At 64.9% G+C, this 22,290-nt stretch carries 23 protein-coding genes; 12 read left to right on the top strand and 11 right to left on the bottom strand.

All coding sequences use genetic code 11. The annotated features are described in order from the left end of the window. Positions 1-70 precede the first annotated feature (70 nt). Positions 71-1,240, bottom strand: coding sequence for a Na+/H+ antiporter NhaA (gene nhaA / locus OG203_RS04785; protein WP_405164434.1), 1,170 nt, complete (start codon positions 1,238-1,240; stop codon positions 71-73). An 87-nt stretch (positions 1,241-1,327) separates the two neighbouring features. Here nhaA and OG203_RS04780 point away from each other — a divergent pair, with 87 nt between their 5' ends. After that, on the top strand, positions 1,328-3,865 hold the full coding sequence (locus OG203_RS04780; protein ID WP_405164433.1) for an ATP-binding protein: 2,538 nt from the start codon (positions 1,328-1,330) through the stop codon (positions 3,863-3,865). 38 nt (positions 3,866-3,903) lie between these two features. Here the strand turns inward: OG203_RS04780 and OG203_RS04775 are convergent, their stop codons facing one another. Genes OG203_RS04775 through OG203_RS04760 form a run of 4 tightly spaced genes read right to left on the bottom strand, consistent with a single transcriptional unit; the run spans position 3,904 to position 8,720 of the window. Beyond that, the gene (locus tag OG203_RS04775) at positions 3,904-4,794 is read right to left on the bottom strand and encodes a potassium-transporting ATPase subunit C (RefSeq protein WP_405164432.1); all 891 of its coding nucleotides are present in this window, start codon (positions 4,792-4,794) and stop codon (positions 3,904-3,906) included. Position 4,795: 1 nt separating this feature from the next. Further along, positions 4,796-6,961, bottom strand: coding sequence for a potassium-transporting ATPase subunit KdpB (gene kdpB, locus OG203_RS04770; RefSeq protein ID WP_405164431.1), 2,166 nt, complete (start codon positions 6,959-6,961; stop codon positions 4,796-4,798). Position 6,962: 1 nt separating this feature from the next. Beyond that, on the bottom strand, positions 6,963-8,633 hold the full coding sequence (gene kdpA, locus OG203_RS04765) for a potassium-transporting ATPase subunit KdpA (RefSeq protein ID WP_405164430.1): 1,671 nt from the start codon (positions 8,631-8,633) through the stop codon (positions 6,963-6,965). After that, on the bottom strand, positions 8,634-8,720 hold the full coding sequence (locus OG203_RS04760) for a potassium-transporting ATPase subunit F (protein ID WP_357379335.1): 87 nt from the start codon (positions 8,718-8,720) through the stop codon (positions 8,634-8,636). Positions 8,721-9,089: 369 nt separating this feature from the next. Here OG203_RS04760 and OG203_RS04755 point away from each other — a divergent pair, with 369 nt between their 5' ends. The 8 genes from OG203_RS04755 (at position 9,090) to OG203_RS04720 (ending at position 14,284) form a co-directional block, all read left to right on the top strand. Then, on the top strand, positions 9,090-9,242 hold the full coding sequence (locus OG203_RS04755) for a hypothetical protein (protein WP_405164429.1): 153 nt from the start codon (positions 9,090-9,092) through the stop codon (positions 9,240-9,242). A 99-nt stretch (positions 9,243-9,341) separates the two neighbouring features. Further along, complete coding sequence (locus OG203_RS04750; protein ID WP_405167771.1) at positions 9,342-10,043, top strand: response regulator; 702 nt, start codon at positions 9,342-9,344, stop codon at positions 10,041-10,043. A 154-nt stretch (positions 10,044-10,197) separates the two neighbouring features. After that, positions 10,198-10,527: a PadR family transcriptional regulator gene (locus OG203_RS04745; RefSeq protein WP_405164428.1), complete on the top strand. Its 330-nt coding sequence runs from the start codon at positions 10,198-10,200 to the stop codon at positions 10,525-10,527. 17 nt (positions 10,528-10,544) lie between these two features. After that, positions 10,545-10,886 carry a DUF1048 domain-containing protein gene (locus OG203_RS04740; RefSeq protein WP_405164427.1) on the top strand — a complete coding sequence of 114 codons (342 nt, stop codon included), beginning with the start codon at positions 10,545-10,547 and terminating at the stop codon, positions 10,884-10,886. Positions 10,887-10,894: 8 nt separating this feature from the next. Next, entirely contained in the window at positions 10,895-11,221 is a 327-nt protein-coding gene (locus tag OG203_RS04735) for a MerR family transcriptional regulator (protein WP_405164426.1), read from the top strand. 178 nt (positions 11,222-11,399) lie between these two features. Then, positions 11,400-12,182: an ABC transporter ATP-binding protein gene (locus OG203_RS04730; RefSeq protein ID WP_405164425.1), complete on the top strand. Its 783-nt coding sequence runs from the start codon at positions 11,400-11,402 to the stop codon at positions 12,180-12,182. Beyond that, positions 12,182-12,943: an ABC transporter permease gene (locus OG203_RS04725; protein WP_405164424.1), complete on the top strand. Its 762-nt coding sequence runs from the start codon at positions 12,182-12,184 to the stop codon at positions 12,941-12,943. Before OG203_RS04730 ends, OG203_RS04725 begins: the two co-directional genes overlap by 1 nt. A gap of 84 nt (positions 12,944-13,027) precedes the next feature. Beyond that, positions 13,028-14,284, top strand: coding sequence for a serine hydrolase domain-containing protein (locus OG203_RS04720; protein WP_405164423.1), 1,257 nt, complete (start codon positions 13,028-13,030; stop codon positions 14,282-14,284). A 38-nt stretch (positions 14,285-14,322) separates the two neighbouring features. Here the strand turns inward: OG203_RS04720 and OG203_RS04715 are convergent, their stop codons facing one another. The 3 genes from OG203_RS04715 to OG203_RS04705 all read right to left on the bottom strand — a co-directional run bounded on the left by OG203_RS04715 (position 14,323) and on the right by OG203_RS04705 (position 16,351). Continuing rightward, the gene (locus OG203_RS04715; protein WP_405167770.1) at positions 14,323-14,937 is read right to left on the bottom strand and encodes a LysR family substrate-binding domain-containing protein; all 615 of its coding nucleotides are present in this window, start codon (positions 14,935-14,937) and stop codon (positions 14,323-14,325) included. Beyond that, positions 14,898-15,650: a phosphohydrolase gene (locus OG203_RS04710; protein ID WP_405168216.1), complete on the bottom strand. Its 753-nt coding sequence runs from the start codon at positions 15,648-15,650 to the stop codon at positions 14,898-14,900. Before OG203_RS04710 ends, OG203_RS04715 begins: the two co-directional genes overlap by 40 nt. A gap of 92 nt (positions 15,651-15,742) precedes the next feature. Continuing rightward, positions 15,743-16,351 carry a TetR/AcrR family transcriptional regulator gene (locus OG203_RS04705; protein WP_405164422.1) on the bottom strand — a complete coding sequence of 203 codons (609 nt, stop codon included), beginning with the start codon at positions 16,349-16,351 and terminating at the stop codon, positions 15,743-15,745. 233 nt (positions 16,352-16,584) lie between these two features. Here OG203_RS04705 and OG203_RS04700 point away from each other — a divergent pair, with 233 nt between their 5' ends. After that, entirely contained in the window at positions 16,585-17,574 is a 990-nt protein-coding gene (locus OG203_RS04700; protein WP_405164421.1) for an alpha/beta fold hydrolase, read from the top strand. A gap of 7 nt (positions 17,575-17,581) precedes the next feature. On the opposite strand, the gene OG203_RS04695 is transcribed toward OG203_RS04700, so the two are convergent. Continuing rightward, a complete protein-coding gene (locus tag OG203_RS04695; protein WP_405164420.1) occupies positions 17,582-18,949 on the bottom strand; it encodes a histidine-type phosphatase in 1,368 nt (455 codons plus the stop codon). 77 nt (positions 18,950-19,026) lie between these two features. Then, a complete protein-coding gene (locus tag OG203_RS04690) occupies positions 19,027-20,088 on the bottom strand; it encodes a helix-turn-helix transcriptional regulator (protein WP_405164419.1) in 1,062 nt (353 codons plus the stop codon). A gap of 61 nt (positions 20,089-20,149) precedes the next feature. Between OG203_RS04690 and OG203_RS04685 the strand changes: the two genes are divergently transcribed. Further along, a complete protein-coding gene (locus OG203_RS04685; protein WP_405164418.1) occupies positions 20,150-20,503 on the top strand; it encodes a YybH family protein in 354 nt (117 codons plus the stop codon). Positions 20,504-20,552: 49 nt separating this feature from the next. Here the strand turns inward: OG203_RS04685 and OG203_RS04680 are convergent, their stop codons facing one another. Further along, positions 20,553-21,188 carry a TetR/AcrR family transcriptional regulator gene (locus OG203_RS04680; RefSeq protein ID WP_405164417.1) on the bottom strand — a complete coding sequence of 212 codons (636 nt, stop codon included), beginning with the start codon at positions 21,186-21,188 and terminating at the stop codon, positions 20,553-20,555. A gap of 115 nt (positions 21,189-21,303) precedes the next feature. Here OG203_RS04680 and OG203_RS04675 point away from each other — a divergent pair, with 115 nt between their 5' ends. Next, on the top strand, positions 21,304-22,287 hold the full coding sequence (locus OG203_RS04675; RefSeq protein WP_405164416.1) for a 4,5-dihydroxyphthalate decarboxylase: 984 nt from the start codon (positions 21,304-21,306) through the stop codon (positions 22,285-22,287). Positions 22,288-22,290 lie beyond the last annotated feature (3 nt).

Genomic DNA, 22,290 nt, shown 5'->3' with positions numbered 1-22,290 from the left:
AAACAAGAACGCTCGTTTCACCTAGCGGGCGGCGGCAGGTCGGTGTGGGGGCGGCGTCGAGTCACTGTGTTCAGCCGCGCCGCTGGCCAGAGTGGCGATTCCGCCAGCCGAGGAGGGGCGCGGCGACCGCGGCGGCGATGAGTGCGGCGGTGAGGATGCCGATCTTGGCGTGGTCTATCAGTGCCGGGTCGGTGTAGGCGATTTCGGTGATGAACAGGGCCACGGTGAATCCGAGCGCGCCGAGTAGGCCGAGTCCGGTGACATGACGTGCGGTCACCTCGGCGGGGAGGCGGCCGAGGCCGCCGCGGGTGGCGAGGGTGATGGCACCGGTGATGCCGAGGAACTTACCGAGCAGCAGTCCGGCCAGCACTGCCCAGGTGACACGGTCGGTAAAGGCGGCGGCGATGGAGTCGGCCGATACGCGGATGCCGGTGTTGGCCACAGCGAAGGCTGGTACCGCGGCGAACGCGCTGACCGGGCCGAGCCGTCGCAGCAGGACCATGATGACGTCGCGGCCGCCGGTGGTGCCCGCGGGAGTGAGCAGTGCCAAGACGACCCCGGCCAGGGTGGCGTGCACGCCGGAGTGCATGGTGGCGTACCAGACTCCGACGGCAACCGGCAGATACGGCCAGATCGCTTGCACCCCACACCGTTTCATTGCCACCGCGAACAGGCAGCCGCAGCCGGCGAGGCCGAGCCAGACCGCCGAAAGGTGACGGCTGTAGCCGATGGCGATCACGATCACCGCGAGGACATCGTCCACGGTGGCGATCGCGAGCAGGAGCAGTCGGACCGTGCCGGGCACCCGGCGGGCGACCAGCGCAAGGATGCCAACGGTGAACGCCGGATCGGTGGCCATCGGCACACCCCAGCCGTCGGCGGCCTGGCTACCCCAGGTGAGGGCGAGAAAAACGCCGGCGGGCACGACCGCCCCACCGATCGCGGCAAGTATCGGCAGCACCGCGGCGCGTTGGTCGGCGAGTTCACCGCTGACCAACTCTTGTTTGAGCTCGAGCCCGATAACGAAGAAGAACACCGTCATCACCGCGTCGTTTATCCAGTGCCGCAGATCCAGATCCAGACCGAGCGAAGAGGGCCCGACAACCGTTCCCCACAGCCCGCTGTACGCGCCACCGGCCGGACTGTTCACCCACAGCAACGCCACCACGGTGGCCGCGACCAACAGCACGCCCGGTGTCGTCTCCGACGCCAGAAATCGTCGCAGGCGAGGTATCGGCACGATACGCAACCTAGCCACGGTCACGGCCCGCGCAACTGTCGGGTCAACCGTCACCGGCGGATGCGCTGTCCCGATAACCGGCCGACAATGGAGCGGGTGAAGCGCGGCGAACTCCGGATCTACCTCGGATGCGCACCTGGTGTAGGCAAGACCTACCGGGCGTTGGAGGAGGCTCATCGCCGTTTCGGTCGCGGGACCGATGTGGTGCTCGGGCTGGTCGAGACGCACAATCGGCGACACACCGCGGATTTGCTGGATGGTCTTGAACTCGTCCCCCGAAGGACGGTGAGTCATCGGGGGACCGAGTTCACCGAGCTGGATCTCGACGCGATCCTGACTCGAAAACCTCAGGTCGTGGTGGTCGACGAACTCGCGCACACCAACGTGCCCGGTTGCCGCAACGGCAAACGCTGGCAGGACGTCGCCGAACTCCTCGAGGCCGGGATCACCGTGCTCAGCACCGTCAACATCCAGCATCTCGAATCGCTCAACGATGTGATCACCCAGATCACCGGAGTGGTGCAGCGCGAGACCCTGCCCGATGTGGTCGTGCGAGCCGCCGAGCAGGTCGAACTGGTGGACATGACCCCAGAAGCGTTGCGCCGCAGAATGGCTCACGGCAACATCTACGCGCCCGACATGGTCGACTCGGCGCTGGGGAACTATTTCCGCACGGGCAACCTCACCGCATTGCGTGAGCTGGCCCTGCTGTGGGTTGCCGACAAGGTCGACGACCAGCTCGACCGGTATCGGCACGAGAACGGCATCACCCGCACCTGGGAGGCCCGCGAACGCATCGTCGTCGCGCTGACCGGCGGCCCGGAGGGCGAGACGATCCTGCGCAGGGCGGCCCGCATCGCCGAGCGCACCACCGGCGCCGAACTCGTCGCCGTGCACGTGGCGCGCAGCGACGGCCTCATCGCCGCCGCGCCCGACCACCTGATCAGGCAGCGGGCCCTGGTGGAAGACATGGGCGGCACCTATCACCAGGTGATAGGCAACGACATCGCCACTGCCGTACTAGATTTCGCGCGCGGGGCGAACGCGACCCAGCTGGTGATCGGTGCGAGCAGGCGCGGGCCGATCGCGGCGCGGCTTTCGACCGGTGTCGGCCGGTCGATCAGCGCGCTGTCCGGCCCCATCGACGTGCACCTGGTGCACCACGAGGCGACCGCGAAACCACGCCGCCCGCGATCCGGCACGTCCGTGCTCAGCCTGCGTCGCCGGGTGAGCGGGTTCGTGGTCGCGGCACTGGGCTTACCGCTGTTGTTCGCCGTGCTCGTGCCCGTCGGCCGCGATACGAGCTTGAGCATCGACATTGTGCTCGTCCTCGGCACGGTCATCGCCGTCGCCCTGATCGGCGGGTTGTATCCGGCGGTGGTCGCCGCGGTGGCCGGCTTCCTGTTCCTCGACTACTTCTTCTCGCCGCCGATCCGCAGCTTCGCCGTCGCCGATGGACAGAACCTGTTGGCGCTGGCGGTGTTTCTGATCGTGGCGGTCGCGGTGAGCACGGTGGTCGAGATCGCCGCACGGCGGACCGCCGACGCGGCAGTGGCGCGGGCCGAGTCCGACACCCTGTCCACCCTCGCGGGCAGCGTGCTGCGCGGTGACTCCGCCCTACCCGCGTTGCTGGACAGACTGCGCGAGACCTTCGCCATGGACAGCGTGACCCTGCTCGAACGCCACCCCGATGCCGCCGATGAGCCTGACCTGCAACATGATCCGGACAACTGGCGGATCGTGGCGACCACCGGCGAAAGGCCGAGCCGCGCACCCGACGAGGGCGATGTGGACGTGCCCGCCGACGACAACCTCACCCTCGTGTTGCGCGGGCGCCAACTGCTCGCCGCCGAACAGCGGATCGTCGCGGCCTTCGCCGCCCAGACCGCGGTCGCACTGCATCAGCAGCGCCTCGTCGAACAGGCCGCCGCGCTCGCCCCGCTGGCCGAGGTCGACCGCATGCGCACCGCCCTGCTGTCCGCGGTCAGCCACGATCTGCGGACCCCGCTCGCCGCCGCGATGGCCGCGGTGGCCGGCCTGCGCGGCACCGAGGTGGAGTTCAGCGCCGAGGACCGCGACAGCCTGCTCGCCACCGCGCAAGAATCATTGGACCGACTGAACCGGCTGGTGGTGAACCTGCTGGACATGAGCCGACTGCAAGCGGGCGCACTGGGCGTGCACCTGAAGGAAATCGGGATCGAGGAAGTACTGCCCGGGGTGATCGCGGATCTCGGCACCGCTGGCGACGTGCTCGAACTACACGTCCCCGACGACTTGCCTGCTGTCCGAACTGATCCCGCGCTGCTCGAACGCGTACTGGTGAACCTGATCGGCAACGCGCTGCGCTACAGCCCGCCCGATCGGCCACCGGAGATCACCGCGACAGCGCACCAGGATCGGATGTGGATCCAGGTGGTCGACCACGGTCCCGGCATCCCGGAAGCCGATCGGGAACGAGCATTCCTTCCGTTCCAGCGCCTGGGCGATCGGCGCAATGCGGACGGCGTCGGGCTCGGCCTCGCGCTCGTCCGCGGACTCACCGAAGCCATGGGCGGCACCATCATTCCCGAAACAACTCCCGGCGGCGGACTCACGATGACAGTCGCCTTGCCGTGGAGCCGATGAATTCCTAACGGCTCCTTACGTTCTCCTCTGGCGGATGGCTAGCCGCGGAACGGGTAGCGGCTGTCGAGGTCGATGTTCAGCCGCAGCACGTTGACGGTGGGTTCGCCGAGGAAGCCGAGTGTTCGGCTCGACGTGTTGGCATCCACGAGGTCGCGGACCTGGTTCTCGGAGATGTTGCGGGCCTTGGCGATGCGAGCTACCTGGATGTCCGCGTAGCGGGGGGAGATGTGCGGATCGAGTCCGCTGCCGCTGGACGTGATCGCATCGGTCGGGACGGGCGTGTCGACGGAGGCGTCGCCGAAGATCGGGACGATCAGGCCCGCCGAGTAGTCCGCACCCGGCCTGGCGCATTCGACCTTGACGCCCTCGTACGCGGAGATGAAGGGCACGGTGGGGCACGCCTCGTTGACGCTCACCACCTGTATCGGGTGGGCGACCTCGCCCTTGGCGGTGCGTGGGCCGATCACCGAGAGCACTGCGCCGACACCGTCTTTGGTGCAGAACGGGCGGGCGCCGTCGACCCCTTCACGGTCGCCGATCGCCTTGCTGCGCGCGCAGACGGTGGACAGCAGACTGAGCTTGACCTTCGTGGGGTCGGCGTCCAGGGTGTCCACGATGCTTTCCGGGCCGAGGTTGCTCGCGGCGGTCGCGGTCGGGTCATAGCCGTTGGTCCCCGCCGCGGACGGGCGGCTCTGGAAGTACTGCACCAGCGCGTTGCCGTCTTTGTCGGTGAAGGACTGTCCGATGAGCTTGGAGCCCACCGTCTTTCCGTCCACGGTGATGAGCGAGCCCTCCGCCTTGTCGTGCAGGCCCGGTACCTGGGCCACCGCGAAAACGGCTAGGGGATAGATGATTCCGGTGATCGCGGTGAGCACGAGCAGTGCGCGCAGTGCGGCGAGGTGCTGCCGGATCCAGGTTGAAAACTGCATGTCAGGACATCCCGGGGAGGAATTGGATGATGAGGTCGATGATCTTGATGCCGATGAACGGCGCGATGATGCCGCCGAGGCCGTAGATCAACAGGTTGCGGCTCAACAGTTTCGACGCGTTGGAGGGTGTGTAGTTCACGCCGCGCAAGGCCAGCGGGATCAGCGCGATGATGACGATCGCGTTGAAGATGACCGCCGAAAGGATCGCTGACTGCGGGCTGTGCAGTCGCATCACGTTGACCGCACCCAGGCCGGGGAACAAGGCCACGAACATCGCGGGAATGATCGCGAAGTACTTGGCGATATCGTTGGCGATGGAGAACGTGGTCAGCGCGCCGCGGGTGATGAGTAGCTGCTTGCCGATCTCGACGATCTCGATGAGCTTGGTCGGATCGGAATCCAGGTCGACCATGTTGCCGGCCTCTTTGGCTGCCGAGGTGCCGGTGTTCATGGCCACGCCCACGTCGGCCTGGGCCAGCGCCGGTGCGTCGTTGGTGCCGTCACCGGTCATCGCGACGAGTCGGCCACCGGCTTGTTCCTTCTTGATCAGTGCCAGTTTGTCTTCCGGGGTTGCTTCGGCGAGGAAGTCGTCGACACCTGCTTCGTCGGCGATTGCCTTGGCGGTCAACGGATTGTCGCCGGTGATCATGACGGTGCGGATGCCCATCCTGCGCATCTCGTCGAAGCGCTCCCGCATGCCTTGCTTGACAACGTCTTTGAGGTGGATGACGCCGAGCAGCCGGGCGGTGCCGTCCCTGACTTCACCGACGACCAGCGGGGTGCCGCCCGACGCGGAAATGCCGTCAACTGCGGCTCCCAGCTCGGCGGGCACCGAACCACCTTGTGCGCGAACCCATTCGGTGACCGCGCTGGCCGCACCCTTGCGTAACTGGCGGCCGTCCACGTCCACACCGGACATTCGGGTCTGGGCGGTGAATTCGATCCAGGTCGCGAGTGTGAGCGCACCCGGCGTCCGCTCCCGCAATCCGTACGCCTGCTTGGCGTACACCACGATGGAGCGGCCTTCCGGGGTCTCGTCGGCAAGGCTGGAAAGCTGTGCGGCGTCAGCCAATTCCTGTTCGGTCACCCCGGGTATCGGAACGAATTCCGAGGCTTGGCGGTTGCCGAGGGTGATGGTGCCGGTCTTGTCGAGCAGCAGTGTGTTCACGTCGCCCGCGGCCTCGACCGCGCGCCCGGACATGGCGAGCACGTTGCGCTGTACGAGGCGGTCCATGCCCGCGATACCGATGGCCGAGAGCAGCGCGCCGATGGTGGTCGGGATGAGGCAGACCAGCAGGGAGACCATCACGATGCCGGTCACGCCGTTGATATCGAGCGCGGAGGTGTCCGGCACGCCGGGGTTGTTTGCCTTGGAGAAGATCGCCAATGGTTGCAGGGTGACCACTGCGAACACGAAGATGATCGTGAGCGAGGCGAGCAGGATGTTGAGCGCGATCTCGTTGGGCGTTTTCTGCCTGCTCGCGCCTTCTACGAGGGCGATCATCTTGTCGATGAAGCTCTTGCCGGGTTCCTGGGTGATCTTGACGACGATCCGGTCCGACAGCACGGTGGTGCCGCCGGTTACCGCGGAACGGTCACCGCCGGATTCCCGGATCACCGGCGCGGATTCACCGGTGATCGCCGATTCATCCACCGACGCAATGCCTTCCACGACATCGCCATCGCCGGGAACAACCTGCCCCGCTTCCACGACCACATGATCGCCGCGCTGCAGTTCGGGAGCGGCGACCCGCTCTTCGATGACCCGCCCGCCAGGCGTCCATTCGACCAGTCGTCGGGCGACGGTGTCGGTCTTGGCTTTACGCAGGGTGTCGGCTTGGGCTTTGCCACGCCCTTCGGCGACGGCTTCGGCGAGGTTGGCGAAAATGGCAGTGAGCCAGAGCCATACGACGATCGCCCAGGCGAAGAAGGTGGGGTCGGCGATCGCGAGCACGGTCGACCAGACGGCGCCGAGTTCGACGATGAACATCACCGGATTGCGCCACATGGTGCGCGGATCCAGCTTGCGCACCGCGCTGGGCAGCGACGTCAGCAGCATTTTCGGGTCGAGCACGCCGGTCGGCACCCGGCCACCCTTGTGTTCGAGCTGCCGCTTGGATTCGTTGAATTCGTCCGGAACAGTGATTTCGGTAGTGGGACTGGTCATTTCAGTGGATTCCTTCAGCGAGCGGCCCGAGCGCGAGTGCGGGCAGGAAGGTGAGTGCGACCAGGATCACGGTGGTGCCGACGACCATGCCGATGAACTGCGGCCGGTGCGTCGGCAGCGTGCCGATCGACTCGGGGGTATTGCCCTGCTTGGCCAGCGAACCGGCGAGCGCGAGCACGAAGATGATCGGCAGGAACCGGCCGAAGACCATGGCCAGCCCCAGTGCGGTGTTGTACCACTCGGTATTGCCGGACAGACCCGCGAACGCGGAGCCATTGTTGTTCGCCGCGGAAGTGAAGGCGTACAACACTTCCGAGAGCCCGTGCGGCCCGGAGTTCGCCATTGCCGCCCGTTGACCGGGCATCGCCATCGCAATCGCGGTGCCTATCAACACGATCAGCGGGCTGACCAGGAAATAGGAAGCGGCGAGCTTGATTTCGCGTGGGGTGATCTTCTTGCCGAGGTATTCCGGTGTGCGCCCGACCATCAGGCCCGCGACGAAGACGGTGATCACCGCGAGGATGAGCATGCCGTAAAGCCCGGAACCCGTTCCGCCGGGCGCGACTTCGCCCAGTTGCATGTTGAACATCGTCATCATGCCGCCGAGGCTGGTGTAGGAATCGTGGAACGAGTCCACCGCACCGGTCGAGGTCAGCGTGGTCGCGCCGGAGAAGGTCGCGGAATCGGCTACGCCGAAACGGGTTTCGACACCCTCCATGGACGCACCGATCGCGGTCGGCACCGTGCCGTGGTGAGCGAGCTGGAAAACGTTGCTCAACGCGATGCTGATGATCGCGATGGTGCCCATCACCGCGGCGATGGCAACGCCCTGCTTCTTGCTGCCGACCATCCGGCCGAAGGTGCGCGGCAGCGAGAAGCTGATCACCAGGATCAGGAAGATCTCGAGCCAGTTGGTCCAGGTGGTCGGGTTCTCGAACGGGTGCGAAGAGTTCGCGTTGTAGAAACCGCCGCCGTTGGTGCCGAGTTCCTTGATGACCTCCTGGCTGGCCACCGGCCCGCCGGTAATGGTCTGCTCGGTGCCGTTCAACGTCTGCGCGACCTGGTCGTGCAGGTGGAAGTTCTGGATCACACCACCGGCGACCAACACGATCGCGAAGAGGAACGCGATCGGCAACAGGATGCGGATGGTACCCCTCACCAGGTCCACCCAGAAGTTGCCGAGATCGCCGGTGTGGCGGCGAGCGAACCCGCGGACCAGCGCGACCGCGACGGCCATGCCGACGGCGGCGGAGACGAAGTTCTGCACCGCGAGTCCGGCCATCTGCACCAGGTGGCCCTGGGTGGATTCACCGGAGTAGTTCTGCCAGTTCGTATTCGTGACGAAGCTGACCGCGGTGTTCCAGGCCAGCGCCGGGGTCATCTCGGTGCCGGGATTGTTCAAATGCAGTGGCAGCTTGCCCTGGACCAGTTGCAGGAAGAACAGGAACAGAATGCTGACTCCGGAGAAGGCCAGCACACTGCGGGCATACACACCCCAGGTCTGCTCGACCTCGGGTTGCACGCCGATGGCCTTGTAGAGGACGCGTTCGGCACGGGAGTGTTTGGTGTTGTTGTAGACCCGGAACATGTAGTCGCCCAAGGGCACATGCACCAGGGCAAGCGCGATGATCAGGGACGCGATAAAGGCGATCCCCGCTGTGGTCGTGTTCACCTAGAACCTCTCGGGGAAAAGCAGCGCCGCGACCATGTAAATCGCGACGGAGATGGCGAGAACCAAACCGATCAGGTTCGCGATCACAGCTTCTCCACCCCCCGCTGAATCAGACCGAGCAGTGCGAAAATTGCCACGGTGAGCACCGTGAACACAACGACAGACATGTGTGCCTAACCTCCGTATCGCGCCCCTCAATCGAGCGCGCCAGGCTGAGTACAGCGGCCACACGAGCAGGCCGCCGACACCTTTACGAGTCCTTAGCGCCCCACGGATGATGATTGACACTTCACTTACAAATTCGGCTGAAAGAATGCCGTCAAAGTAGTTGGGCGAGTGGTCAACACACCGTAAAGATCGAGTTCAGTGCTGGATCGGGAGGTAGAAAAGTCACGACCGGCCAGGCGGGGAACCCTCAGCGCGACCGGCGCTTCATCCATCGGAGAGGGGATCGCCATGTCGATAGTCACGGTTGCCGTCCTTGCCGGATTCGTGTGCTGCGCGTTGCTGATTCGCGCTGTCGGCGCGCGGTACGGCAGTGACGAGGACGACGCGTGGCACGACGAGATCGTGACACGGCAAGACGGACCCCATGCTCGGCGAGAGTGAATCGAAAAGTCCGACATGACAATTGAACTGACCGACATCGACCCGGCGCCACCGTGCGACGGCCGGGTACGCGTGTCGACCCCGATCGCAGGGCACGTGATGACGAACAAGACATCGGAAGCACCGCCAACCAAGGTGCTGGTGGTCGACGACGAACCACAGCTCGTGCGCGCGTTGCGCATCAACCTGACCGTGCGCGGCTACCACGTGCTCACGGCGGCCACCGGGGCCGAAGCGCTCCGCATCGCCACCGACAAGAAGATCAATGCGGTGATCCTCGACCTCGGCCTGCCCGACATGTCCGGCATCGACGTACTGGCCGGGCTACGCGGCTGGACCTCCGTACCGGTCATCGTGCTGTCCGCGCGTACCGACTCGGCGGACAAGGTGGCGGCGCTGGACGCCGGTGCCGACGACTACGTCACCAAACCGTTCGTCATGGACGAACTACTGGCCCGGCTGCGCGCCGCGGTCCGGCGCGGGTCGGTCGGCGCCGGTGACGCGGTGGTGGTGACCGCGACCTTCACCGTCGATCTTGCCGCCAAGCAAGTCACCAAAAGCGGTGCGGCAGTGCGCCTTACGCCGACCGAGTGGTCGATGCTCGAAATGCTGGTACGTAACCGCGGCAAACTCGTCGGCCGCCAAGACCTGCTCCGCGAGGTGTGGGGCCCTTCGCACGAGTCCGAAACCCATTACCTGCGCATATATTTGGCCCAGCTGCGCCGCAAGCTGGAAGACGACCCGTCGCGTCCGAAGCACCTGCTGACCGAGCCGGGCATGGGATACCGCTTCCTGGAGTAGTCGGATTCTGCCCGTCCTGACATCGGACTCCAGTGTGCTGGCCCGCCGCTGCGTGCCGGTCATCTTTGCCGCCTTCGGTGACCTTGCGTCACCGCTATTCAGTGTTACTATCTAGCGGTAGTAAGTAACACTGAATAGTAAGGGGAGGTGATCCGTGGGCAAGCAGATAACGGAGATGCTCAAAGGCACGTTGGAGGGCATCGTCCTGGCGATCTTGTCCGTGCGGCCCGCGTACGGCTACGAGATCACAGCGTGGCTGCGGGAGCAGGGATTCGCCGACATCGCCGAGGGCACCATCTACGCCCTGCTCGTCAGGATCGAGAAACGAGACCTGGTCGACGTGGCGAAGATCGCGTCGGAGAAGGGCCCGCCGCGCAAGGTGTATTCCCTCAACGCGCAGGGGCGGGAATATCTCGACGAGTTCTGGCGGACCTGGGGCTTCCTCTCCGAACGGCTCGAACAACTTCGTGAAGGAGGCAGTTGACCATGTTCATCGAAAAGGTGATCGGCGATCTCGGTGAGAAGCGGCGGTGGCGGCAGTACAAGGCGCGCACGAAAGAGCTTCCCGAAAGCTATCGCACATCGGTCGATGCGCTCGAGCGGTATTTGATGATCCTCGGGCCCGGCGGCGGCATTGCGATTTTCGAGGACCTCATCGACCTGTTCGAGCAGAGCGCGGCGGATCGAACCCCGATCCGCGAGGTCGTCGGGGACGACCCGGTGGAGTTCATCGAGGCGTTCGCCCGGAACTACCAAGAGGATTCGTGGAAAAACCGCGAACGGAAGCGGCTGACCGACGCCATCGACCGCGCCGCCGGAGACCACGCCGGAAAGACTGAGTAGGCCGTTCGATGACGACACGGCAAGCATCGGTGACCGCAGTGCGGAGTCTGGAAATGTCGTGCGAGACAACGCATTCCGCGCTGAATGGGTTCACGATCGACCGGGCGGCGGCATTCGCGGGCGTCAGTGTGGCCATGCTGCGGCACTATCACCGGCGCGGGCTGGTCGCCGAACCGGAATGTGACAGCTATGGCTCGCGCCGGTACCGACGTGCCGAGCTATTGCGGTTGGTGCAGGTCCGGACGCTGGCCGGGGCGGGCGTACCGCTGACCGAGATCGGGGATCTGCTCGACTATCTCGCGCATGTCGAGCGCGTCCTCGACGACCCGCGGTAAGTCCCCGACCACCGCCTTTGGCGTGGGATGCTCCCGCGAAAGGCCGACCGAAACGCCCGGAACCAGGATTCATGGACGGGCGCAGATTTCCGCTTGTGTGTACGTATAGCTATACCTATAGTGTGTACGTATACATCTACGTATAGACAGCTACTGAGCGGCAAGTCGAGGGGTGATCATGACGGCACAGCAAGTTCCGCCGATCTATGTGCAGGGTCTGGAGAAGTCCTACAAAGACCTACAGGTGTTGCGGGGCGTTGACTTCGGGGTGGAGCGGGGCAGCATCTTCGCCTTGCTCGGGTCGAACGGGGCGGGCAAGACGACGGTCGTCCGAATCCTGTCGACGCTGCTCAAAGCGGATGCGGGGACGGCGATTGTCAACGGGTTCGACGTCGCCACGCAACCGGCGAATGTGCGCGAATCCTTCAGTCTCACCGGGCAATTCGCCGCCGTCGACGAAATCCTCAGCGGGCGAGAGAATCTCGTGCTTGTCGCCAAGCTGCGGCATCTCGATAATCCGCGCGCGATCGCGGACAATCTGCTCGCGCGCTTCTCGCTGACCGACGCGGCCACGCGGAAGGTGTCGACGTATTCGGGTGGTATGCGTCGCCGCCTCGATATCGCCATGAGCCTCATCGGAAATCCGCCGATCATCTTCCTGGACGAGCCGACGACCGGGCTCGACCCCCAGGCGCGCCTCGAGGTGTGGCAGGCGGTCAAGGAACTCGCCGGGCACGGCACGACGGTGCTGCTCACGACGCAGTATCTGGACGAGGCCGAACAGCTCGCCGACCGGATCGCGATCCTGCACCAGGGCCGAATCATCGTGAACGGCACCCTCGCCGAGCTCAAACAACTCCTCCCGCCCGCCAAGGTCGAATACGTCGAGAAGCAGCCGACCCTCGAGGATGTCTTCCTCGCCCTCGTCGGTGACGAAGCGCTGACGAGTAAGGAACAATGATGACCACTCACTTCTTCGGCGACACCGCCACCTTGCTCGGCCGATCCCTGCGCCACATCACGCGCAGCATGGACACCATCATCACGACCACGATCATGCCGATCGCGTTCATGCTGCTGTTCGTCTACGTGCTCGGCGGCGCGATCAACACCGGGTCGGATTCATATGTGACCTACCTGTTGCCCGGGATTCTGATCATCACCATCGCTTCTGGCATCTCCTACACCGCATTCCGGCTCTTCCTGGATATGCAGCGCGGCATCTTCGAGCGATTCCAGTCCATGCCGATCGCCCGGTCGTCGGTGCTGTGGGCGCACGTGCTGACCTCGCTGGTCGCCAATCTGATCTCGATCGTGGTCGTCGTGCTCGTCGCACTGATCATGGGTTTTCGTTCCGGGGCGGGACCGCTCGCGTGGCTCGCGGTCGCCGGCCTCCTGATCCTGCTCACCCTGGCGTTGACGTGGATCGCCGTCATCCCCGGACTCTCGGCGAAGACCGCGGACGGCGCGAGCGCGTTCTCCTACCCGCTGATCTTCCTGCCGTTCATCAGCTCCGCCTTCGTGCCAACCGGCTCCATGCCAGCCCCGGTGCGCGCCTTCGCCGAGAACCAGCCGGTGACCTACATCGTCAACGCCATCCGCGACCTGTTCACCCAGCAACCGGTCGGTAGCGACCTCTGGATCGCGCTCGCCTGGTGCGTCGGCATCCTCGTCGTCGCGTACTTCTTCGCGATGCTCACTTACCGCCGCAAGATCTCCTGACCGCACCGCGGCCTGCCCGGCTGGGCCGAGCCGTGCACCAAACAATCACGCACTCAACAACATCCACACAGAGGGAGACTTGTCATGCCCACGTTCGCGTCCGGGAGCGGTCGTAGTAATGGAGTCGAGGAAGGCTGGGGGAAGGTCGCCGACGCGTTCCGGGCGAACTTCGAGGGTAGCCCCGGGGAATTGGGCGCCGCGTGCTGCGTCTACGTGGATGGTCGCCTTGTTGTCGACCTATGGGACGGCTTCGCCGATCGCGAGACGAACCGGCCGTGGACCGAAGACACCGTCGTCCAGATCGCTTCTACGACGAAAGGCGCTACCGCGATCTGTGCGCACATGCTGGCACAGCGCGGTGAACTGGATCTGGACGCCCCGGTGGCCAAGTATTGGCCGGAGTTCGGCGCGCACGGCAAGGACCGAATCCCGGTGCGCTGGTTGCTTTCCCACCAAGCGGGCCTGCCGATTGTCGACGGACCGTTGACGTTCGAGCAAGCGTGCGCGGGGGACCCGGTTATCCGTGCACTCGAGGCGCAGCCGCCGCTGTGGCAGCCGGGCACCGAGCACACCTACCACGGTGTCACTTTCGGGTTTCTGGTCGGGGAGGTGGTACGCCGAGTCTCGGGCAAGTCGCTCGGCACGTTCTTCGCCGACGAGGTTGCCGCCCCGCTCGGACTGAGTGCCTGGATCGGGCTGCCCGAGGAGCACGAGGACCGGCTGGCTCGCATCGACTATGCCGCTCCGTTCACCGTGGCGGAGCTGCTCGCGGGGATGACCGCGGCTACCGGGCTCGATGAGGACACGGTCACCGCATGGGTCAACGCGGTATGGGGGCCGGATTCGGTCCAAATGCGCGCCGGTTCGCTCGGCGGCGCCTTGGACAACATGGCCGACCCCGCCACCGCGTACTACACCACGCGTGCCTGGCGCGCGGCAGAGTTCCCGGCCGCGAACGGGATCGCGGACGCGCGATCGGTGGCCAAGATGTATGCCGCGACGGTGTGTGACGTCGACGGCGTGCGGTTGCTCGATCCGGCAACTGTCGAACGGGCGACGGCCGTCCAGACCGACAAGACACGGATGCACGGGCTGCCGCCGGAACTCGATATTCCGGCCGACCGCTCCTTCAACATGTCGCTCGGGTTCTGGCGAGCCTGCCGAATGCTGCCGATGACCGGGCCGGGTTCGTTCGGCCACCCTGGCTCCGGCGGATCGATCGGCTTCGCGGATCCGGAGTCCGGTGTCGGCTTCGGTTACGTCACCAACCTCTGGAGCTTCCGGCCCGACGACCCGAGGGCGTCGAGTTTGGCTACGGCCGTCCGGTCCTGTCTCGGATGACGGGAGTGCTTCCCGATCGCGACGCGGTTGCGGTGGGCTCAGTCGTATTCGGGTAGTAGCTCGGCGGCGGTGTCGGCGAATTCCCGCACGAGGGTGGTGCACCGTCCGTTCGACCACGCCAGGGCGACATGATTGGGGCCGATGTCCTCGATCGGGATTGCCGCTACTCCTGTTCGGGTGTAGAAGCGGGCAGTCGAGGCGGGGATCACCGCGATTCCCTCGCCGCCGGCCACGAGTTCAAGTTTCTCCTCGACGCTGTGGATGGCGGGGACCGGGTTGCGGTCGCCGGATCTGAGTTCTGTTGCGAGGTCTCGCCATTCGGGCACGGCGTCGGGGTCCTGCAGCAGGTGGTCGGTCGCCAGATCGGCGATCCGCACTGATTCCTTGCCTGCCAGCGGGTGGCCCGCGGGTACGACGGCGACGCGCGGCTCGGTGAACAGTGGGCGCGTCTCCAGTCCTGCCGGATCGATCGGCAGTCGCACAATGCTCACGTCGGCGCGTCCATCGCGCAGCACCTCGGTTTGGTCGTGCCAGCTGGTACGCAGCAGTCGCACATCCAGATCAGGGTGGTGTGTTCGGCATGAACAGCTCCTTCGATGTTCGAAGAGGGGAGTTACTCCGCGAAAGGCGCGCTTGTCACGCCCATCTCGAATCCCATTTGCCGCATCACCGCGGTACGACCGTCGGGAACATATTCGGATTCTAAACGGACCGCTTCGATTACCTTTCGCTTGAAATCGAGGCGAGGGTGGTTGGCGACAACACCGTCCACCCATTGACGGTTCATGTCGTCGATGCGAGTTCCGCCCAGGTCTGTCTCGCATCCCGCCGAGACGATACCGGCCAGATCCGACAGATCCTTTTCGACGCCGAAGGTGATATGTCCGGAGATGCCATTCCGGACGAGCACAACCTTGTCTCTGGATACGCCTAGACCGGTGAGGAATTGTTCGACCTCTTCGGCGCCGCGAACCGCGAAACATTGCTCGCGAACGGGATGTTCGAACTCGATATCGTGCAGGATCGCAGTGGTGAAGTGCAGTTCTTCGTCGATGGGTACGCGGTCGAGCTTCGCGAGGGCCTTGCCGAAGTAGTAGACGCGGTAGGAGTGTTCGAGTACCCACGGGCTCAACTTCTTTCGAGCCTCCCACTCGGCTTCTTTGGCGAGTGCGGTATCCGGGATCCGCATCTCGAGGTCATCGAGCGCGGCAGGGCCTTGCTTGCCAAGGAAGGTGAGTGCATGACTGCTGAACGCGCCGGGCACCAGCGTGGCCGCGGCGATGAGCAGTTTGCTCAACTGTCGCCGATCGAGCCGCCCGCCGGTACTGCTTGCCCAATTCCAATCGAAACCGTCTTGTGCGCCCATTAGTCGATCCTTAGTTCATTGTCGGTCAGCGTGCTGACAGCCCAGTATTTGCTCGATTTGAGCCAGGGATTCCTTTTGATTGAGGGAACCGGCTATTGCCGGGTTTCTATAGTCTCCATGACCGTGATCGCCAAGTCCGCGGTGGCGATCAAGGCGTCATAGGGAGCGCCGTCGCGAGCCTGGATGGCCATGCCGTAGACGACGGTGCCGAAGTAATCCGCGAGTGCCGCGATGTTCACGGTGTCGGGAATTTCCTTTTCGCGTACAGCGAACTGCAGGCGGAGCAGGATTCCGGCCTGCAATGAGCCGCGGAGCTCGGTGAGTAACTCCCGCAGCGGGTCGTCGTTGTCCGGCCCGTCGGTCGCCGAGAGCACGACCAAGCAGCCAAGCGGTGTGCCGGGTCTACTGAATGCTTCGGCATAGGTGTACAGCGTTTTCGCGATCGCGGCCCGCGCGGTCAGTTCCCCGCGCAGGGCGCTCTCGACCGGCCCGCGAAGGTTGTCGGAATACAGGGCGACGGCTTCACGGAACAACGCCTCTTTGTTTCCGAACGCGGCATACAAGCTCGGGCGGTTGATGCCCAAGGCGGTGGTGATATCGGTCAGTGACGTGCCTCGGTAACCGCGTTCCCAGAACAGTTCCATCGCTCGCTCGAGCGCGGCCTTGCGATCGAAACTGCGCGGGCGACCCCTGATCGCCATGTCAAACCTCCTTTCTGTACTCATCGGTAAATATACCTCTTGACAACAGCTGAGGCAACGGCAACAGTTGTTTTAGTACCTACCGGTACATAAATGAACATCAGGGCTGACCTGGCTCGATAGCGTAGGACAAGCCATCGGTCGACGCTATAGCGCGATGGAGCCAGCCCCCCAGGTGAGACGCAGAGTCTCGGGTATCTGGCCCGATTGATGGAGTTGATAAGGAGAGTTTCATGGACGTCTTCGACGAGCACCGTCGTTTCCAAGCGGGCAGGCGTTGGCGGAAGATCGGCGTCGCGATTGCCGCGGCCGTCGCGTTAACTGGCCTCTCGATCGCATCCGCGTCGGCGGATCCGGCCGAGGAGCAGCCCCGGCACAGTTTCGCCGAGTATCAGGGCATCCCGATCTCGATCTTCGAGTACGGGCCGAGCGCTGACGAGGCGCCAACCATCGTGACTACCGGCGGTTGGCCGGGTGATTCGTCGATATTCGAACCAGCGGCCCGCAAGCTGGCGGCGAAGTATCACGTCGTGCGCTACGACCGCCGCGGTGTGGGGGAGTCCGGTCACAACACGACCGAAGAATCGAACACCCTCGAGAATCTCGCAGGAGAACTGGGCGCGGTTATCGACAAAACGGCGCCAGGTCACCCAGTGCACACCTTCAACGAGGCGTGGGGTTCCTACATCGCCGCCGAATTCGCGTACCGCAACCCTGGCCGGATCGCCTCGCTCAGTGCGATCGGCGCACCCAGCCTGGACCTGCAGCATTACGCCATGGCCGACGTCGTCAACAACCCGCAGACGCTCCCGGGGAACCTGGCGTACGCCGCGTGGTTCGCCTCGATGTCGGCGCCCGTTCTTCCGGAACTTTATATTCAGGCCGGTGCCACGGAGGCCGCCTTCGGTGCGCTGACAGCCCTCACCGGCGAACTTCCGGTCCACATGACGAAAGAGGATCTGCTGGCCAGCGTTTCCATCTACCGTGCGAACGCGCCGGCACGGTTGCTCTCGCCGGAATACGACTACCTCAACGTGCCGGTTATGCAGGTATTCCAATCTCCCACCGACAACCCCGACGTGATCTCGGGCCTCGATCGACACACCAACAACCTCTGGTTGACCGAAATCGAAGGCAACCACGGCGATTTCGGCCGCATCTCATGGCCGCTGGTCAGCAGTGAACTCGATAGGGCGATCGCGGCTACCGAGCCAACCAGCTGACTGTCGGTTACGTCGCACGTCTGCCGAAGCAGCGTTCGAGCTCGTCCAGGCGGTAGAAGAAGCTGCCTGGACGGACCGGCGTGCAGCCGGGTTGGAATGCGATCTGTTGCTCGTTGTAGAGCATGCGCACGAGGTAGTCGCTGTCGCGCTGGTACATGTCCCATTGGATGTTCGCCGCCATGGGGGCGACTTGTGCACCGCGCCACGGATTTTCGGCATAGGTGAACAGCTGTTCCGGTGGCATCGCTTGGGTGCTGCCTGGTAATTTCATCAGGGCCGCGAGTGGAATGATCTCCTCGGCGTGGGTGAAACGGAATTCGGCGCCGAGATCGCTCGTTCCGGCGCGTTTCGCCTCGAGCTTGGTGAAGAGATCGTCGAGCAGGACATCGGCCATGCGATAGGTGATGTCGTCACCGGCGAAGGCCGGACCCTTCTGGTAGAACTCCTCGGCGTCGGACAGATAGCCGAGCCACTGCGCGTTCTCGCCGTCGATGACGCGGTCGAAATGCCAAGCGCCCTCGCCGCTCATCGCGGGGGCGATCGCGTAGAGGTCGTAGATCACCCCGACGGCCTCGACCTCGTTGGTGATGTGGGTGCCGTCAGTGGCGACGAAGTCGTAGGCGCCAGCCGTCAACCGATCGACGAAGGGCGGCGCGAAGATTCGGCGCAGCACGCTGGTGGCCACCTGGTGCGTGCGGGGTAGATCAGCGATGCGGCGCAGCACCTGCGCCAGGCGCGGATCGTTGTCCAGATAGTTCTGATACTCGGCGTTGGTCTTGTGGAAGTACAGCAGGTCCCGGTCTGTCCGCGCTGGCTCGATCAGAGCGGCGACGGCGGGATCGGCCGTGGCCAGGGCATCGGCGAACACGCGGCCGCTGTCGACCGCACGGTCTTTGCCGGAGGTCACCACGGCGATGTGCTGCTTGTCCGCCGAGATCTGATCGAACAGTTCCGGAAGCCGTTGGTGCACACGGGTTGCCAAACCCTGGTGCTCCTGTGTGCCGCGGCGGGTGAGGTTGCCGTAGCCGAGGGCGGTCGTTGCGGCGCGCAGCGACCGCACGTCGTCGCCGAATTGCCGTCCAAGCGCGGTCAGCGCGTTCTCGCTCGCCGCCTGCTCCCACATGCGCAGGGCGAGTTCGTCGTACTTGGCGCTGGACAGCGCGCGCGAGCCGTGCCTGGCAACGTGTTCGGTGAACACCGGCCGGAACCCCGCCGGCGGCGCCTGGTACGTCGCCGGATCCTGTTGCGGCTCATAGGTTTGCTTCGTGCCGTACGAGAGTCCTTGCCCGGGAGGGGGATCGGCGGCCGCCAGGCCCGGGACGGCGCCGACGAGCACGACCATCGTCAATACGACCTTTGCCCATGCGGTGATCACGAGTCAACAGTGGGCGGCGAAAATGAACGTCGGACGGCGAAACGCTTGCCACACCATGTCATCGACGTTGATGCTCCTTAATTCCCTTGGGGGTCAGTGGAGTGCGAATCATTACCGGGTGCGGCGCCCGTTTTGCCGTATGCGGGCGGGGCGTCCGGATGTGCATGCGGCAACTCTCCGTAGCGGCTTGTGATTGCCGCGGCCTGGTCGCGCAAGGAGGCGCGCAACCATGGCGGCGCAAGGGCTTCCGCATTCGTGGCGAGCTGCCACAGCGCCCATTCGGCGTGTCTGGGATCTTGGAAGGTCACCTCCAGTCGCAGCCAGCCGTCTTGGTCGACTTCTTCGGCGCAGACAGCGACTGCGGTGCTCAGCAGTTCCGCCCGCCGTTCCGGGTTCACCCGTATCAGCACGGTGACTTGGTCGCCGCTGGTCCGAAACTGCGTGCTGCGTTGCTGCCACGCCTGGTCCAGATCGACCCGGTCCGGTCGCTCCGCGGGTTCGGGGAGTTCCTCGGCGGCCAAGACCCGCGACAGCCGGTAGGTACGGTCCGCACCAGATCTCTTGGCCAGCAAATAGCCCTGGTCGCGCACGGTCACCAGGCCGATCGGGTCCACCGTGCGCCACGTCGGGATCTGGTCCGCCGCCGTGTAATGGATGCGCAGCTTGTGCCCGGCCAGCACCGCGCGCCGGATCTCGGTCACTACGGCGTCGGGCACCTCCTCGGCGACCAGCCGGCGCGCGAAGAGGTCGGTCTCCGGGTCGATGAGCAAGCGCTGGGCCGCGTCGCTCGCGGTGTCCCGATAGCTTTCGGGCAGCGCGTCGACCACCTTGCGAATGGCCGAAGCGAGCGCCGAGCCGAGGCCGAATGCCTGTGCGCCGCGCCGTGATCCGGCGACCAGCAGCGCGAGCGTCTCGTCATGGTTCAGTCCGATGAGCTCGGTCTGGAAACCGGGCAGCAACGCGAAACCGCCGTGTCGGCCGCGTTCGGAGTACACCGGGACACCGGCCGCGGACAGCGCCTCGATATCGCGCAACACGGTGCGGGTGGATACCTCCAGCTCGCGCGCAAGCGCCGTCGCGGACAGCCGACCGTGCCGGCGCAACAGCAGTATCAGCGAGACCAGCCGATCGGCGCGCATACGAAACCTTTGCAGAAATACACGACACAAGATGTCGTGATTCGTTGGGAGCCTTATCAGTATGACCAACAACAAAGTGGCCACTGAGCCGAACGATCTTGGCAAGTACTTCATCGAGCGCGTCAACGCGGGCGACGTCGACGGACTGGTGGCGCTGTACGAACCGGACGCCGTGCTGGAGTTTCCGCCCGGCAGCCTCGCGACCGGTCACGCGGAGATCCGCAAGGTGTTCGAGCAGTTGGTCGCGGCCGCGCCGGTGCTCGAGCCGGGTAGGCAGCACCCGGCCCTGGTGAGCGGCGATCTGGCGCTGACCGCGACCACGCTGACCACCGGCGAGGTGACCGTCGAGATCGCCCGTCGTCAGCCGGACGGGTCCTGGCTGTTGGTCGTGGACCAGCCGACACTCGTGCCGTAGCAGGAGTGGGCCGATCGTCGCGATGAGTCGCGACGATCGGCCTGCCGGACTAATCGCCACGGAGCAGTCCGGCGTCGTTGAGTACGACGCGAACGTCGTGTGTGAAGCCGACGGTGTCGTCGAGTCCGAAGGCGACGCGCTGCAGAACGAAACCGTGCAACAACGCCAGCACCACCCGTGCGCCCCGATCGGGATCCAGATCGGTCGGCACGGTCCCGGCCCGCTGGCCGTTGCGGAGCGCGTCCGCGATGCGCTGGCGAACGTGTTCGAAGCCCGCATTGGCGTGCTGCCGTAGCCCTTCGTGGCGCAGTAGCTCGCCCCACGCCTGGATGGCACAGCGCAGGAGTTCGTCGACGGGGACGGCCTGGCCCGCCCGGTCGACGGCGAGGTCACCGCTCACCGGATCGACCGCCGCCGCGACCAGGTCGGCAACCGTGACATCGGCCGAATCGACAAGCCGCTCAACAGGATCGAACATCACCCGGAAGGCGTCACCGGCGATCTCGACGATGATCTCCTCCTTGCCGCTGAAGTAGCGGTAGGGGGCGCCCACCGAGACGCCCGCTTCGGCGGCGATATCGGGCATCGAGGTCTGGTGGAAGCCGTCACGGGAGAAACAGCGACGAGCCGCCGCCACGATCTGCGCCCGGTTCGCCTCTCGATGTTCGGCAGTGATGCGGGGCACGGGTCACCCTTCCTTAAATGAACGCTCATTCGCCTTGACACTGATGGACACTCTAGCCATCCTCAAAGTGAAAGGTCGTTCACGGAAGCGGCCTCCGAGGAGAGAGTCCCTTGTTATGACTGATCTGAAGCTCGGCGTCTACCGGTACGAGCACACCGAGCCGCTGTTCGACAGGCGGGTCGCGATCGACGCCACCCTGGACACCTCGCCGCTGATCTCCGACGTCTTCCACCGCATGGCCAAGGGCGAACTCGACATCGCCGAGTACGGGCTCACTTACTTCCTGCGCACGTTCGACCTGGACGATTCGCCGTTCCTGGCTCTGCCGATCTTCCCGAATCGCAACTTCCGTCACTCGTCACTGTTCGTGAACGTCGACAGCGGGATCGAGAAGCCGGCAGATCTAGTGGGCAAGACGGTGGGGGAGTTCGCGCTGTACGGCTCCGACCCCGGTGTCTGGGTGAAGGGCGTCCTCGCCGACGAATACGGTGTGACGCCTGATCAGCTGGACTGGGTGATCGGCGGCACCGACCACCCCATCCCGTCGTTCGACTGGATCCCGCAGCCCGTCCCGGACGGCGTTCGAGTCCGCCACACCGAGGGTGACCAGACCTTGGCCGCCATGCTCGAGTCGGGTGAGATCGATGCGCTGTTGTCGGTCGACGTGCCGCAGAGCCTGCTTGACGGATCGACGAAGAAGATCCGGCGGCTGTTCGTCGACTATGCGGCGGTCGAACGGGACTACTACCGCCGCACCGGCATCTTTCCGATGATGCACGTCGTCGCGATCCGCCGCGAACTGGTCGAGGTGCCCGGCCTGGTCGAGTCCGTCTACCAGGCGTTTTGCCAGGCCAAGGAGATCGTGCAAGAGCACTACCGCGCCAATGCGGCCAAACAGCACATGGCCGTGATCACCCCGTGGTTCAGCGAACTGTTCGCAGAGAACCGCGCACTGCTCGGCGAGGACTGGTGGCCCTACGGTCTCGACGCCAACCGCAAGGCCGTCGACACCTTCCTGCGCTACCACTACGAGCAAGGCCTGTCCAAGCGACTGCTCACGTCCGAGGACATCTTCGTCCCCGGCCTCGCCTCGAGCTGACCG

The sequence above is a fragment of the Nocardia sp. NBC_01499 genome (genome assembly GCF_045040275.1).
Taxonomy (GTDB): Bacteria; Actinomycetota; Actinomycetes; order Mycobacteriales; family Mycobacteriaceae; genus Nocardia.
Note: the sequence above shows the minus strand (reverse complement) of the source record. Positions and strands in the feature narration are given on the sequence as shown.

Excerpts from the sequence above, each read along its gene's own strand:
- OG203_RS04730 (WP_405164425.1), top strand. The coding sequence starts at position 11,400 with ATGACGGCACAGCAAGTTCCGCCGATCTATGTGCAGGGTCTGGAGAAG.
- kdpB (WP_405164431.1), bottom strand. The coding sequence starts at position 6,961 with ATGACCAGTCCCACTACCGAAATCACTGTTCCGGACGAATTCAACGAA.
- OG203_RS04725 (WP_405164424.1), top strand. The coding sequence starts at position 12,182 with ATGACCACTCACTTCTTCGGCGACACCGCCACCTTGCTCGGCCGATCC.
- OG203_RS04780 (WP_405164433.1), top strand. The coding sequence starts at position 1,328 with ATGGAGCGGGTGAAGCGCGGCGAACTCCGGATCTACCTCGGATGCGCA.
- OG203_RS04685 (WP_405164418.1), top strand. The coding sequence starts at position 20,150 with ATGACCAACAACAAAGTGGCCACTGAGCCGAACGATCTTGGCAAGTAC.
- OG203_RS04690 (WP_405164419.1), bottom strand. The coding sequence starts at position 20,088 with ATGCGCGCCGATCGGCTGGTCTCGCTGATACTGCTGTTGCGCCGGCAC.
- OG203_RS04700 (WP_405164421.1), top strand. The coding sequence starts at position 16,585 with ATGGACGTCTTCGACGAGCACCGTCGTTTCCAAGCGGGCAGGCGTTGG.
- OG203_RS04675 (WP_405164416.1), top strand. The coding sequence starts at position 21,304 with ATGACTGATCTGAAGCTCGGCGTCTACCGGTACGAGCACACCGAGCCG.
- OG203_RS04750 (WP_405167771.1), top strand. The coding sequence starts at position 9,342 with ATGACGAACAAGACATCGGAAGCACCGCCAACCAAGGTGCTGGTGGTC.
- OG203_RS04775 (WP_405164432.1), bottom strand. The coding sequence starts at position 4,794 with ATGCAGTTTTCAACCTGGATCCGGCAGCACCTCGCCGCACTGCGCGCA.
- OG203_RS04735 (WP_405164426.1), top strand. The coding sequence starts at position 10,895 with ATGACGACACGGCAAGCATCGGTGACCGCAGTGCGGAGTCTGGAAATG.
- OG203_RS04720 (WP_405164423.1), top strand. The coding sequence starts at position 13,028 with ATGCCCACGTTCGCGTCCGGGAGCGGTCGTAGTAATGGAGTCGAGGAA.
- OG203_RS04755 (WP_405164429.1), top strand. The coding sequence starts at position 9,090 with ATGTCGATAGTCACGGTTGCCGTCCTTGCCGGATTCGTGTGCTGCGCG.
- OG203_RS04710 (WP_405168216.1), bottom strand. The coding sequence starts at position 15,650 with ATGGGCGCACAAGACGGTTTCGATTGGAATTGGGCAAGCAGTACCGGC.
- OG203_RS04705 (WP_405164422.1), bottom strand. The coding sequence starts at position 16,351 with ATGGCGATCAGGGGTCGCCCGCGCAGTTTCGATCGCAAGGCCGCGCTC.